This window comes from Escherichia sp. E2661, assembly GCF_004745185.1.
Lineage (GTDB): Bacteria > Pseudomonadota > Gammaproteobacteria > Enterobacterales > Enterobacteriaceae > Escherichia.
Map to the genome: position 1 here is coordinate 1 of NZ_PDIG01000034.1, position 15,990 is coordinate 15,990.

Here is a 15,990-nt window from a genome sequence, read left to right on the forward strand (position 1 = left end):
CGTGAGGCAACAAAGCGGCTGAGAAACACAAAAAGCGGCGTCAGAAATCAGCTTTAAGTTCGCGTTCCAGTTTATCGCGACAGAAATGATAGTGCTGGGAAATACGGCATCACCGGGGACCATCCCGAAACGACTGGAGCATCTGGCGGGGGGCTCGTGGAAGCGGTGTTCATAACAAAACGCCCCCGACCATCAAGGCCGAGGGCAGTTAAGATATCAAAAACCCGTTATCCGGTGAAACGCAGCACCGCTCCGCTTAAGTGAACGGCATTGCGCTTTCCAGCAGGGATTCTGGTAGCGCGGCACAGTTAATTTTAATAAATGGCCCATTGGCGCGGCGGGAGTTGTAATGGATCGCCCGGGCAATCAGCTCCTTACCAGTACCGCTTTCGCCACTGACTAACACGCTGGCCTGCGAGAGGGCAATTTTTGCCGTGTCTTTGCAGATCGCCTTCATGACCGGGCTACTGGTTAATATATGGCCCCACTGCCAACTGGCACTTAGCGCTTGATGCAGCTGGCGAATCTCTTTTTTCATTGACTGCAACTGCAATGCGCGCTGCACGACCAGGTTCAGCTCATCCAGATCAAACGGTTTGATGACGTAATCAAACGCACCACTGCGTAAGGCTTCTACTGCCGTTTCGACTTCGGCATATGCGGTCATCAGGACAATGGGCGTGCGTGGATTATGACCACGCATCGCTTTTAACGCACTGATACCATCCATTTCCGGCATACGGATATCCATCAGCACCACGTCCGGCTGCACACGGGTGAACAGTGGCAATGCTTCATTGCCGTTACAGGCGCAATGAGTGTCATACCCCTGCAAAGAAAAAGCGGTGGATAGCATGCGACGTACATTCTCTTCGTCGTCAACAATCAGGATTCGGTAAACAGCATTCATAAGGGCAAATTTTCCTGCGGATCAATCGGTAAGATAAGGGTGAATGTGGCACCACAGCCGGGCAGGCTGGCGACGCGTATATCGCCCTGATGCGCATTAATAATTCGTTGGCTTAGGGCGAGGCCAAGTCCCGTACCGGACGCTTTGGTGGTAAAGAAGGGATCAAAGATTTTTCTCTGTAGAGACAGATCGATGCCGCAGCCGTTGTCTTCAATCGTGATCGCCTGCTGGTTAGCCGTATACATCCATGTGCGAATGCGGATTTCCCCGCGCGCGGTGATAGCTTGCACGGCATTGATCAACATATTCAGGATTACCTGCTTGAGTAGTTCCCGATCAGCCACGATCGCTGTGAGTGAAGGATCAAGCTCTGTAATAAAGTCGATCCGTGCCTGTACGCCGGAGGTTTGGGCAAGGATCAGCGTTTCTTCGATCAGGGCATTGAGATACACTTGCTGCCACTGACTTTTACGTGGGCGGGAAAAATCCAAAAGCTGCTGAATAACTTTGTTAATCGAATCAATCTCATTCAGTACAATTGACAGATATTCCTGATGTTCTGGCTGAGGTGTCTGCTGGCGAATGATTTGCACGTAACCCCGGATGGCGGTGAGAGGATTGCGTACTTCATGCGCTACGCCCGCCATCAGTTCCCCCAGAGTGGCGAGTCTTTCTGTCTGCGCCAGTCGCCGTTGGCTTTCTTTACGTGCCGTCAGATCGGAGAAAATCACTAAAGCGCCAATCATGTCTCCATGTCCGTCATGGATTCGGCTGGTGGTGGCGCTGATTTCAATGGTTCGGTCGCGTCCGGGATAGCTGATTTCCAGCGCCATATGTTCGATACCATGCGCCAGCGTATCAAGAACCGGACTATAAAAATGGGTGTTGGCAAAGAGGGTGGCGTAAGGCTGGCCTACCAGTTCCTGACGTTTGTATCCGGTGATGGCTTCCGCTGCAGGATTCATGGTGATCACATCGCCTTGTCGGTTAATGGCAATCACTGCATCGGCGGCATTTTCAATAATCAGGTCATTGAGTGTTTTCGATTCACGAAGCGCGTCGGCAAGGTTATTCACACAACGGCTGATTTGCCCTAGTTCGCCAGGTAGCGGTGGCAATTGCGTCGGATTATTCTGCGCCAGCGTCGACAGACCCGCAGTGATGATATCGATGTTGGCGCTTAAACGGCGAGAAAAAAGCACAATCAACAGCAGGCTAATCAGCAGACCGGCAGAAAGGACAATGATTATCCGCACGTCCATTTTCCATGCCTGACGACGAATATCCTCCGTTAATTCATTCGCCCAGATATAACCAAGCACGATGCCCTGGCGTTCTATTGGGATCATGGAATTCATAATATCGCCGCGGACTTGCCTGCCGGAAAAGAGTTGTGGCGTGTTGGTTTGCATGACGATATTGCCGGGATGATCCGGGGTGATACTAATACCTACATTGCTTTGATAGAGTGCCGATGGGGCATAAGTGATAATTGCGTCCAGTTCTTTGTGGTAATAGCCAGCCCCGACACCGGGAAAAGCTTGGGTAATACGTTCGGTAATAGGAGCCAACTCATGATTCAGCGCCCGGATGCGTGCCTCACGAGGCAGATGTTGGTAAAGCGCAAAGCGTTCTTCCAGTGCGGCGTTCAGCAACTGCACAACCGCCGCTAATTTTTTCTCTTTTTCAGATAAGACCGCTGACCGACCCTCAGTTTCTACGATATAACCAATAGATAGCGTCGGAATGATGACCATCAGGATTGCCATCATAATGAGCTGGTTGCGCAGACGACGTGGGTACAACCACTTCAGAGAGTGCATGCTGGGTATCCGGGTTGTTTTTCAGGCAAACGACGATTATCAGGGGTTAAGGTAATGATTTCTCGGCGGTGTATCATATTCCAGAGAAGAGAGAACATTGCGGTGACACGCTTTTACCGCTACCTTAACCACACTCCATCGGTCACCTGAGGCGGAGCTTCGCCCCTTTGAAATACCTTGCTTCTTTTCGCACAACCCTGAAAGTCTCGCGCTACATGTTCAGAGCGCTGGCGTTATTGATCTGGCTGTTGATTGCTTTTTCATCAGTGTTTTACATCGTCAACGCTTTACATCAACGAGAATCTGAGATTCGTCAGGAATTTAATCTGAGCTCCGATCAGGCCCAGCGGTTTATTCAGCGCACCTCTGATGTCATGAAAGAGCTGAAGTACATTGCTGAAAATCGCTTATCCGTGGAAAACGGCGTGCTTTCTCCGCGTGGGCGTGAAACGCAAGCGGATGTGCCGGTTTTCGAACCGCTGTTTGCTGATTCCGATTGTTCCGCAATGAGCAACACCTGGCGAGGCTCCCTGGAGTCACTGGCGTGGTTTATGCGCTACTGGCGCGATAATTTCTCTGCGGCTTACGATCTCAACCGTGTGTTTTTAATCGGCAGCGATAACCTCTGTATGGCTAACTTTGGCCTGCGTGATATGCCCGTCGAACGTGACACCGCTCTGAAAGCCCTGCATGAACGCATTAACAAATATCGTAACGCGCCACAGGATGACAGTGGCAGTAACCTTTTCTGGATCAGTGAAGGGCCGCGTCCTGGGGTGGGATATTTCTACGCGCTGACGCCGGTTTATCTGGCAAACCGTTTGCAAGCGCTTTTAGGCGTAGAACAGACAATTCGGATGGAGAACTTCTTCCTGCCGGGGACGTTGCCGATGGGCGTCACCATTCTTGATGAAAATGGCCATACCCTGATTTCGCTGACCGGACCGGAAAGTAAGATTAAAGCCGAACCGCGTTGGATGCAGGAGCGATCCTGGTTTGGCTATACGCCAGGTTTCCGTGAGCTGGTGCTGAAAAAAAATCTACCGCCGTCTTCGTTAAGTATTGTCTATTCCGTGCCTGTTGATCAGGTGCTGGAACGTATTCGCATGTTGATACTTAACGCGATTTTGCTGAACGTGATTGCGGGTGCTGCATTGTTTACCCTCGCACGGATGTATGAGCGACGTATTTTTATTCCGGCGGAAAGTGACGCCCAGCGACTGGAAGAGCATGAGCAGTTTAACCGCAAGATAGTCGCCTCTGCGCCTGTGGGGATCTGCATTTTGCGAACTGTCGATGGCGTTAATATTTTGAGTAACGAACTGGCGCATACCTATCTCAACATGCTTACGCATGAGGATCGCCAACGGCTGACGCAAATTATTTGTGGCCAGCAGGTCAATTTTGTCGATGTCCTTACCAGTAACAATACCAACCTGCAAATCAGCTTTGTTCATTCGCGCTATCGTAATGAAAACGTGGCAATTTGCGTACTGGTCGATGTGTCTTCACGTGTGAAGATGGAAGAGTCGCTGCAAGAAATGGCGCAGGCAGCAGAACAGGCGAGCCAGTCAAAATCGATGTTCCTTGCAACCGTCAGCCACGAACTGCGAACACCGCTGTATGGCATTATCGGCAACCTGGATCTATTACAAACCAAAGAGTTACCAAAAGGTGTTGACCGTCTGGTGACGGCAATGAATAACTCTTCCAGCCTGTTATTGAAAATTATTAGCGACATTCTCGATTTCTCGAAGATTGAATCGGAACAGTTGAAAATCGAACCACGCGAGTTTTCACCGCGCGAAGTCATGAACCACATCACCGCCAACTATTTGCCGCTGGTGGTACGCAAGCAACTTGGTTTGTACTGTTTTATTGAGCCAGATGTACCGATGGCGCTCAATGGCGACCCAATGCGCTTACAGCAGGTGATCTCCAACCTGTTGAGTAATGCTATTAAATTTACCGATACCGGCTGCATTGTTCTGCATGTTCGCGTTGATGGTGATTATCTTTCTATTCGCGTACGCGATACCGGGGGTGGGCATTCCAGCTAAAGAAGTGGTGCGGTTATTTGATCCATTCTTCCAGGTAGGGACGGGCGTACAGCGTAACTTCCAGGGTACTGGTCTGGGGCTGGCGATTTGTGAAAAACTGATCAGCATGATGGACGGTGACATCTCGGTGGATTCTGAACCGGGAATGGGCAGCCAGTTTACCGTGCGTATTCCACTGTACGGCGCGCAGTATCCGCAGAAAAAAGGTGTCGAAGGATTAACGGGTAAACGTTGCTGGCTGGCGGTACGCAATGCGTCGCTCTGTCAGTTCCTTGAAACCAGTTTGCAGCGTAGCGGCATAGTCGTTGCTACATACGAAGGGCAGGAACCGACTCCCGAAGATGTGTTGATCACCGATGATGTGATGAGTAAAAAATGGCAGGGCAGGGCGGTTGTGACTTTCTGTCGTCGCCATATCGGTATCCCTCTGGAGAAAGCGCCTGGTGAATGGGTACACAGTGTGGCAGCTCCGCACGAGCTACCGACATTGCTGGCGCGCATCTATCTGATAGAAATGGAGAGCGACGATCCTGCTAACTCTCTGCCGTCGACCGACAAAGTGGTCAGCAATAACGACGATATGATGATTCTGGTCGTGGACGATCATCCAATTAACCGTCGTCTGTTGGCCGATCAGCTTGGATCGTTGGGCTATCAGTGTAAGACGGCGAATGATGGTGTTGATGCACTTAATGTCCTTAGTAAGAATCACATTGATATAGTGCTAAGTGATGTCAACATGCCGAATATGGATGGTTACCGGTTAACGCAACGTATCCGTCAGTTGGGACTCACGTTGCCGGTAATAGGGGTAACGGCCAATGCGTTGGCTGAAGAGAAACAGCGGTGTCTGGAGTCCGGTATGGATAGCTGTCTGTCTAAGCCAGTGACGTTGGATGTCATCAAACAGACGCTGACGATGTATGCGGAGAGGGTCAGGAAAGCGCGGGAATCGTAGACCGGATAAGGCGTTTACGTCGCATCCGGCAATCGGTGCAAATGCCAGATGCGACGCTGATGCGTCTTATCTGGCCTACATTATTGCAATCCATTGAAATAATGGAATTTGTAGGCCGGATAAGGCGTTTACGCCGCATCCGGCAATCGGAGTTTATCGGGACTGCGGGAAATTACTCTTTATCTGCCGGACTTAACGTCACAGAAGAGAGATAATTCAACAGAGCGATATCGTTCTCGACTCCCAGCTTCATCATTGCGGATTTTTTCTGGCTACTGATGGTTTTAATGCTTCGGTTCAGCTTTTTAGCAATCTCGGTAACCAGGAAGCCTTCGGCAAACAGGCGCAGAACTTCACTCTCTTTTGGTGAGAGGCGCTTGTCACCGTAACCGCCAGCACTGATTTTCTCTAACAGCCGAGAAACGCTTTCCGGAGTAAATTTCTTACCTTTCTGTAGCGCGGCGAGCGCTTTCGGCAGGTCGGTCGGCGCGCCTTGTTTCAGAACGATCCCTTCGATATCCAGGTCCAGTACCGCGCTAAGAATAGCCGGGTTGTTGTTCATGGTTAGAACAATAATCGACAAACTTGGGAAGTGGCGCTTGATGTACTTGATTAAGGTTATGCCATCGCCGTATTTATCGCCTGGCATGGAGAGATCGGTAATCAAAACATGCGCATCCAGCTTCGGCAGGTTATTGATCAGTGCTGTAGAGTCCTCAAATTCGCCGACAACATTCACCCACTCGATTTGCTCAAGTGATTTGCGAATACCGAACAAGACTATCGGATGGTCATCAGCAATAATTACGTTCATATTGTTCATGTAATAGGCTACCTTGCTACAGCAAGCTCTTGACATAGCTGTCAATGTCGCTGATGTATTTTTCTATTCCTGGGACATCCTTCTCGCGAATAAGATGTTCCAGCGTTTCACATAACTGCTTGCCGGGTACCAGATTAAGCATGGCAAACACGCCTTTCAGACGATGAGCCGTTTGGGCTAACGCAGCAAAGTCACTGGTTGCTGCCTCAGTATATAGCCTCTTAACATCATCCGGTACTGTGTCTACAAAGAGCGCATAATAGCCGCTGGCATGGAGTTGTGCATTTTCATCTCCGCCCAGAGGCGATTCTGTCACCTCTTCCTGCGCTAGTTGCACTTCGATCAATTGTAAGACCGCTTCCTGCATAGCGTTGCTCATATTGAAGTTGACGCACAATTGACCAGGTCCAATTTCCCGTACGCCAGACTCATCATCGCTTAAAAGCAAGCCAGAGGCAGTAAGATTAGACGGATTATCCGTTAAAAAGATATCATAATCTTGACTAATTAATCTTTCATCCGGTGTGATGCAGGTTGCCCCCCAATTTTCTAACTGGCGAGTGACAATATTCCGAATTTCTGCGGAAGTTATGTCCATCATCACGCTAACATCATCCAGTAAACGCTCTTCTTCCTCTTCTACTTCCGGTTCCGCAGTGGGCATTTTGATATGCACGGAATAACGTGTACCAAGCTCGTCGCGCGTTTTGATGTTTAAATGACCGCCTAGCTTGCGCGCCAGTTGATCGCTCAACCAGAATGCTAACGGATCCGCCTTACCGTAGCGATCGCTTTGGGTCTGGTTGATGAACGGGAAGTGCAAATTATCCATTTCATGAATACTTATGCCATCTCCGGTGTCCAGAATGCGGAAAGTCAGACGTTCTTCGGAAGATTCGTCCTGGTCAACCTCAAGGGTAATTTTCCCCATTTGCGTTGAGGTGACAGCATATTGCATCAGTAACAGCAAAATACGGCGTAGGGCATCGCGATCGCCGCAGCGCATATCGTGTGCTTTTAGATGATTGTTAATCAATAGCTGCAAACCTTTACGCTTGATGGCTGGCAACACGGAAGGCACGACTTCATCAATTAAATCCTGCACGGAGAAAAGCTCGCTCTCGCTTTTCCAGCTATCGTCGGCAAGCATATTTGCTAACTGGATTTCATCGACCAGGCGCACCAGCACATCAGCCTGATTCGCCAGTTGTTTGCTTTCCGGTGTGTTGAGTTTGGCTGCGCTTGCCGCCAGGGAGCGTGCAGGTTCTTTTAGTGCATCGCCAATATTTTTCATAAAGGCCATCCGGCCTTGCTGATTTTTCTCGTACAGACGCTGCGCCTGCTTGAGTTTCTTGTTCACCAGTACTTCGCGATCTTGATCGCGAATAATGAAGATTTGTGTACGCGGCGCGACCTGGCTGCGGAACATACGGATCTCATACAGTTCGTTATTGATCGTCGCCTGAATGATGCCCTGATGCTGCTCCGCCATAGTGGTGATGTTTTGCAGATTCAAATGCGGCAGCAGGTGGTCGGCAATTTTGTTGCTTATTACTGTGCGATTCGATTCCTGATCGTGAACCAGCAGGCCGAGCGGCAGCAGTGACACGATCTCTTCATTGATGGCCCGCAAAACGCGCAGTTCATTGTTCACTGCCGTGCTGGGTACGCTTTCGGTGGTGCGGCCAGAGAAATGGCGGAAGGTGGTATAGCCAAACAGCGCCAGCGCCAGCAAACCGATGTTCAGCAGCAGCGGCAGGAGAATGTTTTGCAACGTATCCAGCAGCAATGTGCCATAAGGAACCTGCCAGACCAGACGCATATCCGTGGAGTTTAGCGCCGAAGAGATTTCAATCTTCGAACTATTAAAGTGGATACTGACGCTATCCGTGGCTTCTTTCTCATTATTATTGGTTCCCGCAGCTGTCGCGTCTGGCTCCAGACGGAAACTATCCAGCGGCATCCCCGGCGGGATCAAATCATTAATAGGCAGATCAAAAGCGACTACCGTCGCCAGATGCCCCGGCTGGTTAAAGGTGGTGCGCAGGGTAAAATAATGGCCGTTCTGCCAGGCCAGGCGGCGCAGGTTAGAAAAACTTTCGCGTTCATCCAGGGCGTTGGCCTGTTGCAACATCTCTGCGCGACGAGAATCAACAATGTCACTGACGGTCGACTCTTTAAATCCCGAGGTGAGATCTTTGAGCGGTAGGGTGGAGATCAAAACCAGGCTGTTATCCTGACCGTTCAGATAGTACATCGACCAGGGAACATTCTCTGCGCCCCATAATGTGTCCAGATAAGTGGACATTCTTTGGGTCATTTCAAGCGTTGAATTGTCGTGGGAACCAAAGATCAGGGCTTCCGTTTTGCGGCGCGGTTTTTCCAGATAATAGACATCCTGTTTCAGGCGCGTCTCCTGCAACCCTTCGCTGGAGGTGGTAGAGGCCGTCGCGGCAATGTTGTCGTAGATTTGCCAGGTCACATAACGCCATGTATCGACACGCTTTTGTATGGCATGGGTAATATCAACGATCTGATAGCTTTTATCTTTCAGCCAGGCGTTAACGGCGCTTTGTACCATTACACCCATCGTCACCAGTAACACGATGATCAGCAGTAAAAAGAAGCGGGTAATGCTCCCCGGTAGGAGTGAAAAGCGGGTCGTGGCCGTTGTCTCTTTCTGACGCATTCGTGTTTATGACCTGTTAAAACTTCGCAAAGTGATAGGGCAGTATAAAGGGTACAGTGTGAAATTCCAGACTCTTACCTGATTGATGTTAAGGCATTAGCCGACGATATTTCACATTTTGCGCTGCGGTAAATAAATGTACAAATGCGTTGTTAATGTACAAATAACCCACAGGCATGAAGAAAATTATCAGGAAAATAGCGCAGATAGATTTTGTCGGTAATTGTTGTCGTTTTTTTACGAAATAGTTAACAATTGTTATAATTTTGCTACGGTAGCACAGGAAAATAAAAGATGTGTAAAGAAGGGTAAAAAAAAACCGGATGCGATGCATCCGGCTGAAATAGGGGTAAACAGACATTCAGAAATGAATGACGGTAATAAATAAAGTTAATGATGATAGCGAGAGATATTTTAGTTGCGAGTGAAGAATTTGTTTTAACATTCAGTGCGGTCAAAGACTTAAGATTAAGTTATTGTTTTAAAGGTCGAAATAATCTTACTTGATGTTTAGTGCGTTATTTGCTCAACCATTAGAATTTGAAAAAGTTCCAATCACATTTACATTTTGAAATATCTATGTGGATATTTGAAACATCTTAAAAGTTTTAGTATCATATTCGTGTTGGATTATTCTGCATTTTTGGGGAGAATGGACCTGCCGACTGATTAATGAGGGTTAATCAGTATGCAGTGGCATAAAAAAGCAAATAAAGGCATATAACAGAGGGTTAATAACATGAAAGTTAAAGTACTGTCCCTCCTGGTCCCAGCTCTGCTGGTAGCAGGCGCAGCAAATGCTGCTGAAGTTTACAACAAAGACGGCAACAAATTAGATCTGTACGGTAAAGTAGACGGCCTGCACTATTTCTCTGACGACAAGTCTGTAGATGGCGACCAGACCTACATGCGTCTTGGCTTCAAAGGTGAAACTCAGGTTACTGACCAGCTGACCGGTTACGGCCAGTGGGAATATCAGATCCAGGGCAACGCTCCGGAAAGCGAAAACAACTCCTGGACCCGTGTGGCATTTGCTGGTCTGAAATTCCAGGACATCGGTTCTTTCGACTACGGTCGTAACTACGGCGTTGTTTACGACGTAACTTCCTGGACCGACGTACTGCCAGAATTCGGTGGCGACACCTACGGTTCTGACAACTTCATGCAGCAGCGTGGTAACGGCTTCGCGACCTACCGTAACACCGACTTCTTCGGTCTGGTTGACGGTCTGAACTTTGCTGTTCAGTACCAGGGCAAAAACGGTAGCGTAAGCGGCGAAGGCATGACCAACAACGGTCGTGGCGCTCTGCGTCAGAATGGCGACGGTGTCGGCGGTTCTATCACTTATGATTACGAAGGCTTCGGTATCGGTGCTGCAGTTTCCAGCTCCAAACGTACTGATGATCAGAACAGCATTGCTTACATCGGTAACGGCGACCGTGCTGAAACCTACACTGGTGGTCTGAAATACGACGCTAACAACATCTACCTGGCTGCTCAGTACACCCAGACCTACAACGCAACTCGCGTAGGTTCCCTGGGTTGGGCGAACAAAGCACAGAACTTCGAAGCTGTTGCTCAGTACCAGTTCGACTTCGGTCTGCGTCCGTCTGTAGCATACCTGCAGTCTAAAGGTAAAAACCTGGGTGTCGTTGCTGGTCGTAACTACGACGACGAAGATATCCTGAAATATGTTGATGTTGGTGCTACCTACTACTTCAACAAAACATGTCCACCTACGTTGACTACAAAATCAACCTGCTGGACGACAACCAGTTCACCCGCGCTGCTGGCATCAACACTGATGACATCGTAGCTCTGGGTCTGGTTTACCAGTTCTAATCTCGATTTATATCGAACAAAGGGCCTTCGGGCCCTTTTTTCATTGTTTTCAGCGTACAAACGCGTTTTTTTGGTGTACTCTTGCGACCGTTCGCATGAGGATAATCACGTATGGAAATGAACTTTACCCGTGTGGCATTGCTGGCTGCCGCGCTCTTGTTTGTTGGTTGCGATCAAAAACCACAACCCGCCAACTCCCACGCTCCTGAAGTTACCGTTCTTGAAGGCAAAACCATGGGAACCTTCTGGCGTGCCAGCATCCCGGGCATTGACGCCAAACTTAGTGCCGAGCTCAAAGAGAAGATTCAGACCCAGCTGAACGCTGACGATCAGCTGCTTTCGACCTATAAAAAAAGACTCCGCGCTGATGCGCTTTAACGACTCGCAAAGCCTGACACCGTGGCCGGTAAATGAAGCGATGGCGGATATCGTCACCACCTCGCTACGTATTGGCGCAAAGACCGATGGCGCGATGGATATTACCGTCGGGCCACTGGTGAATCTGTGGGGCTTTGGCCCGGAACAACAACCGGTACAAATTCCGAGCCAGGAACAAATTGATGCAATGAAAGCCAAAACCGGCTTACAGCACCTGACGGTCATCAATCAGTATCATCAGCAGTACCTGCAAAAAGATCTTCCGGATTTATATGTCGATCTCTCCACCGTCGGCGAAGGCTATGCCGCCGATCATCTGGCACGCTTGATGGAGCAGGAAGGTATTTCCCGCTATCTGGTGTCGGTGGGGGGCGCGCTGAACAGCCGTGGTATGAACGGTGAAGGCCAGCCGTGGCGAGTGGCGATTCAAAAACCAACCGATAAAGAAAACGCAGTTCAGGCGGTGGTGGATATCAACGGCCACGGTATCAGCACCTCCGGCAGTTATCGCAACTATTACGAACTGGACGGCAAACGCCTTTCCCATGTTATCGATCCGCAAACCGGGCGTCCCATTGAACATAATCTGGTGTCCGTGACGGTGATTGCCCCGACGGCGCTGGAAGCCGACGCCTGGGATACAGGTCTGATGGTGCTCGGGCCAGAGAAAGCCAAAGAAGTCGTTCGCCGGGAAGGGCTGGCGGTTTATATGATCACCAAAGAAGGTGATAGTTTTAAAACCTGGATGTCGCCGCAGTTTAAAAGCTTCCTTGTCAGCGAAAAAAATTAAAGCGCAAGATTGTTGGTTTTTGCGTGATGGTGACCGGGCAGACTAAAGGCTATCCTTAACCAGGGAGCTGATTATGAAAAAACGCCACACGCTTAACTGACGATCAACGCTGGCAATCTGTCTTAGCCCGCGACCCGCACGCCGACGGCGAATTCGTTTTCGCCGTGCGTACCACGGGGATCTTTTGCCGCCCGTCTTGCCGAGCCAGACATGCTTTGCGGGAAAACGTTTCTTTCTATGCCAATTCCAGTGAGGCACTTGCCGCCGGATTTCGCCCCTGCAAACGCTGCCAACCTGATAAAGCCAACGCCCAGCAACATCGGTTGGATAAAATCACCCACGCGTGTCGACTGCTGGAACAGGAAACGCCTGTAACGCTGGAAGCCTTGGCCGACCAGGTGGCGATGAGTCCATTCCATCTGCATCGTTTATTTAAAGCCACCACCGGAATGACGCCAAAAGCCTGGCAACAGGCCTGGCGCGCTCGTCGCTTGCGCGAATCGCTGGCGAAAGGGGAGAGTGTCACCCAGGCGATTCTGAACGCTGGATTCCCCGACGGCAGCAGTTACTACCGCAAAGCTGACGAAACGTTGGGCATGACGGCCAAACAGTTTCGTCACGGTGGCGAAAACCTGGCAGTGCGTTATGCGCTGGCCGATTGTGAGCTGGGGCGTTGCCTGGTGGCGGAAAGCGAGCGGGGGATTTGCGCGATTCTGCTGGGCGACGATGACGCGACATTAATCAGCGAACTCCGTCAGATGTTTCCTGCCGCTGACAACGCGCCTGCTGACCTGACGTTTCAGCAACATATACGTGAGGTTATTGCCAGCCTCAATAACCGCGATACGCCGCTGACGTTACCGCTGGATATTCGCGGCACCGCTTTTCAGCAACAAGTCTGGCAGGCGCTACGCACTATACCTTGTGGTGAAACGGTGAGTTACCAGCAACTGGCGAACGCGATTGGCAAACCAAAAGCCGTTCGCGCCGTAGCCAGCGCCTGTGCCGCCAATAGATTAGCTATTATTATCCCTTGTCATCGGGTAGTACGCGGTGATGGCACACTTTCTGGTTACCGCTGGGGCGTGTCGCGCAAAGCGCACTTGCTGCGCCGCGAAGCTGAACATGAGGAGAGGTAATGTTGGATCTGTTTGCTGATGCTGAACCGTGGCACGAATCGCTGGCTTCCGGCGCGGTGATTTTGCGCCGTTTTGCTTTTAACGTAGCGGAACAACTGATGCACGATATCAGTGGCATTGCCAACCAGTCGCCGTTTCGCCAGATGGTCACTCCTGGCGGATATACCATGTCGGTGGCGATGACCAACTGCGGGCATCTGGGCTGGACGACCAATCGGCAAGGTTATCTCTATTCGCCCATTGATCCGCAAACAAATCAACCGTGGCCTGCCATGCCGCAAAGTTTTTATGATTTATGTCGGCGCGCGGCCACGGCAGCGGGCTATCCAGATTTCCAGCCTGACGCTTGTCTTATCAACCGCTACGCCCCGGGCGCGAAACTGTCGCTGCATCAGGATAAAGACGAACCGGATCTACGCGCGCCGATTGTTTCTGTTTCTCTGGGCTTACCCGCGATTTTTCAATTTGGCGGCCTGAAACGAAATGATCCGCTCAAACGTTTGTTGCTGGAACATGGCGATGTGGTGGTGTGGGGCGGTGAATCACGGCTGTTTTATCACGGTATTCAACCACTAAAAGCTGGGTTTCATCCACTCACCGCCGACTGCCGTTACAACCTGACATTCCGTCAGGCAGGTAAAAAAGAATAAAAATAAGAATTATTATTGCTGTGCGCGCGGAGATGTTTAAACTGCGGGCTGTAATTCATTGTCCGGGTTTTCTGCATGGAACTTCTTGTACTTGTCTGGCGGCAGTATCGCTGGCCATTTATCAGTGTGATGGCGCTAAGCCTCGCCAGTGCGGCATTAGGCATTGGCTTAATTGCTTTTATCAATCAGCGCCTTATCGAAACGGCGGATACCAGTCTGCTGGTGTTGCCGGAGTTTCTGGGTTTATTGCTGCTGTTAATGGCGGTAACACTGGGATCGCAACTGGCACTTACTACGCTGGGCCATCACTTCGTTTACCGACTGCGTAGCGAATTTATCAAGCGGATACTGGATACCCACGTCGAGCGCATTGAACAACTTGGTAGCGCCTCGTTGCTGGCGGGGTTAACCAGCGATGTGCGCAATATCACCATTGCGTTTGTGCGTCTGCCGGAACTGGTGCAGGGGATCATTCTCACTATCGGTTCAGCGGCGTATCTCTGGATGCTGTCGGGCAAAATGTTGCTGGTAACGGCTATCTGGATGGCAGTCACCATCTGGGGCGGTTTTGTACTGGTGGCGCGGGTGTACAAACATATGGCGACCCTGCGTGAAACCGAAGACAAGCTGTACACGGATTTTCAAACCGTGCTGGAAGGGCGCAAAGAGCTGACGCTGAATCGCGAGCGCGCCGAGTATGTGTTTAACAACCTCTACATTCCTGATGCGCAAGAGTATCGCCATCATATTATCCGCGCAGACACCTTCCATCTTAGTGCCGTGAACTGGTCAAACATCATGATGCTGGGCGCAATCGGCCTGGTGTTCTGGATGGCAAACAGCCTCGGTTGGGCTGATACCAACGTTGCCGCGACCTATTCGTTGACGCTGTTATTCCTGCGTACGCCGCTGCTTTCGGCGGTTGGCGCATTGCCGACGCTGCTGACGGCGCAGGTGGCGTTTAACAAGCTGAACAAATTCGCGCTCGCACCTTTCAAAGCGGAGTTTCCGCGTCCGCAGGCGTTTCCCAACTGGCAAACGCTTGAGCTGCGTAATGTTACGTTTAGCTATCAGGATAACGCGTTTTCCGTTGGGCCGATTAACCTCACCATTAAACGTGGCGAACTGCTGTTTCTGATTGGTGGCAATGGTAGCGGCAAATCGACGCTGGCGATGTTGCTGACGGGGTTGTATCAGCCGCAAAATGGCGAAATCTTGCTGGATGGCAAACCTGTCAGCGGTGAAAAACCGGAAGATTATCGCAAACTGTTTTCGGCGGTGTTTACCGATGTCTGGCTGTTTGATCAACTGCTGGGGCCGGAAGGTAAACCTGCTAATCCGCAACTGGTTGAGAAGTGGCTGGCGCAGCTGAAAATGGGTCATAAGCTTGAGTTAAGTAACGGGCGTATTGTTAACCTGAAGTTATCGAAAGGGCAGAAAAAGCGCTTGGCGCTGTTGCTGGCTCTGGCAGAAGAACGCGATATTATTCTGCTGGATGAATGGGCGGCGGATCAGGATCCACATTTCCGCCGTGAGTTTTATCAGGTGCTGCTGCCGCTGATGCAGGAGATGGGGAAACATATTTTCGCCATCAGTCATGATGACCATTACTTTATCCACGCCGACCGCCTGCTGGAAATGCGCAACGGACAACTTAGCGAGCTGACGGGCGCAGAGCGCGATGCTGCTTCTCGTGATGCCGTTGCCCGGACGGCATAATATTTCGACGCTGACCTGGCGGACCGCTGCCGCCAGGTCAATATTCTAAAAATCCCTTCGTTTCTAATAACCCTATAATTAATCAACGAAATTATAATGTTTCTAAAATTAGAAGATAATTTATAAACATTATTTAAATGTTGTTACTTAAGTGTTACCGTTGATGCCGCGCAAATCTCACCTGCAATAAAGCGACTAAAAGTAAGGCA

5 protein-coding genes and 6 pseudogenes are annotated in these 15,990 nt (G+C 50.3%); 7 read left to right on the plus strand and 4 right to left on the minus strand.

Annotated elements, in window-relative coordinates; translation table 11 throughout:
• Window positions 1–264 (plus strand): annotated as a pseudogene (locus CRI63_RS16580) (IS4 family transposase); the annotation flags it as partial.
• A gap of 10 nt (window positions 265–274) precedes the next feature.
• On the opposite strand, the pseudogene CRI63_RS16585 reads toward CRI63_RS16580, so the two are convergent.
• Window positions 275–910: pseudogene (locus CRI63_RS16585) on the minus strand (response regulator); the annotation flags it as partial.
• Window positions 907–2,733 (minus strand): two-component system sensor histidine kinase AtoS, encoded by a 1,827-nt coding sequence (atoS, locus tag CRI63_RS16590; protein WP_135520151.1) that lies wholly within the window; start codon window positions 2,731–2,733, stop codon window positions 907–909. The pseudogene CRI63_RS16585 and the gene atoS, both read right to left, overlap by 4 nt.
• A gap of 167 nt (window positions 2,734–2,900) precedes the next feature.
• Between atoS and rcsC the strand changes: the two are divergent.
• Window positions 2,901–5,751: pseudogene (gene rcsC, locus CRI63_RS16595) on the plus strand (two-component system sensor histidine kinase RcsC).
• A 172-nt stretch (window positions 5,752–5,923) separates the two neighbouring features.
• Here the strand turns inward: rcsC and rcsB are convergent.
• Window positions 5,924–6,574 (minus strand): response regulator transcription factor RcsB, encoded by a 651-nt coding sequence (gene rcsB, locus CRI63_RS16600; protein WP_042290573.1) that lies wholly within the window; start codon window positions 6,572–6,574, stop codon window positions 5,924–5,926.
• 16 nt (window positions 6,575–6,590) lie between these two features.
• Window positions 6,591–9,263 carry a phosphotransferase RcsD gene (gene rcsD / locus CRI63_RS16605; protein ID WP_130217062.1) on the minus strand — a complete coding sequence of 891 codons (2,673 nt, stop codon included), beginning with the start codon at window positions 9,261–9,263 and terminating at the stop codon, window positions 6,591–6,593.
• A 739-nt stretch (window positions 9,264–10,002) separates the two neighbouring features.
• Here rcsD and ompC point away from each other — a divergent pair.
• The 5 genes and pseudogenes from ompC to yojI all read left to right on the plus strand — a co-directional run bounded on the left by ompC (window position 10,003) and on the right by yojI (window position 15,781).
• Window positions 10,003–11,105 (plus strand): annotated as a pseudogene (gene ompC / locus CRI63_RS16610) (porin OmpC).
• 111 nt (window positions 11,106–11,216) lie between these two features.
• A pseudogene (gene apbE / locus CRI63_RS16615) lies at window positions 11,217–12,273 on the plus strand (FAD:protein FMN transferase ApbE).
• 77 nt (window positions 12,274–12,350) lie between these two features.
• Window positions 12,351–13,412: pseudogene (gene ada / locus CRI63_RS16620) on the plus strand (bifunctional DNA-binding transcriptional regulator/O6-methylguanine-DNA methyltransferase Ada); the annotation flags it as partial.
• A complete protein-coding gene (gene alkB, locus CRI63_RS16625) occupies window positions 13,412–14,062 on the plus strand; it encodes a DNA oxidative demethylase AlkB (RefSeq protein ID WP_135520153.1) in 651 nt (216 codons plus the stop codon). The pseudogene ada and the gene alkB, both read left to right, overlap by 1 nt.
• A 75-nt stretch (window positions 14,063–14,137) precedes the next feature.
• Window positions 14,138–15,781 (plus strand): microcin J25 efflux ABC transporter YojI, encoded by a 1,644-nt coding sequence (gene yojI, locus CRI63_RS16630; protein WP_135520155.1) that lies wholly within the window; start codon window positions 14,138–14,140, stop codon window positions 15,779–15,781.
• The last annotated feature ends 209 nt before the right edge of the window (window positions 15,782–15,990 follow it).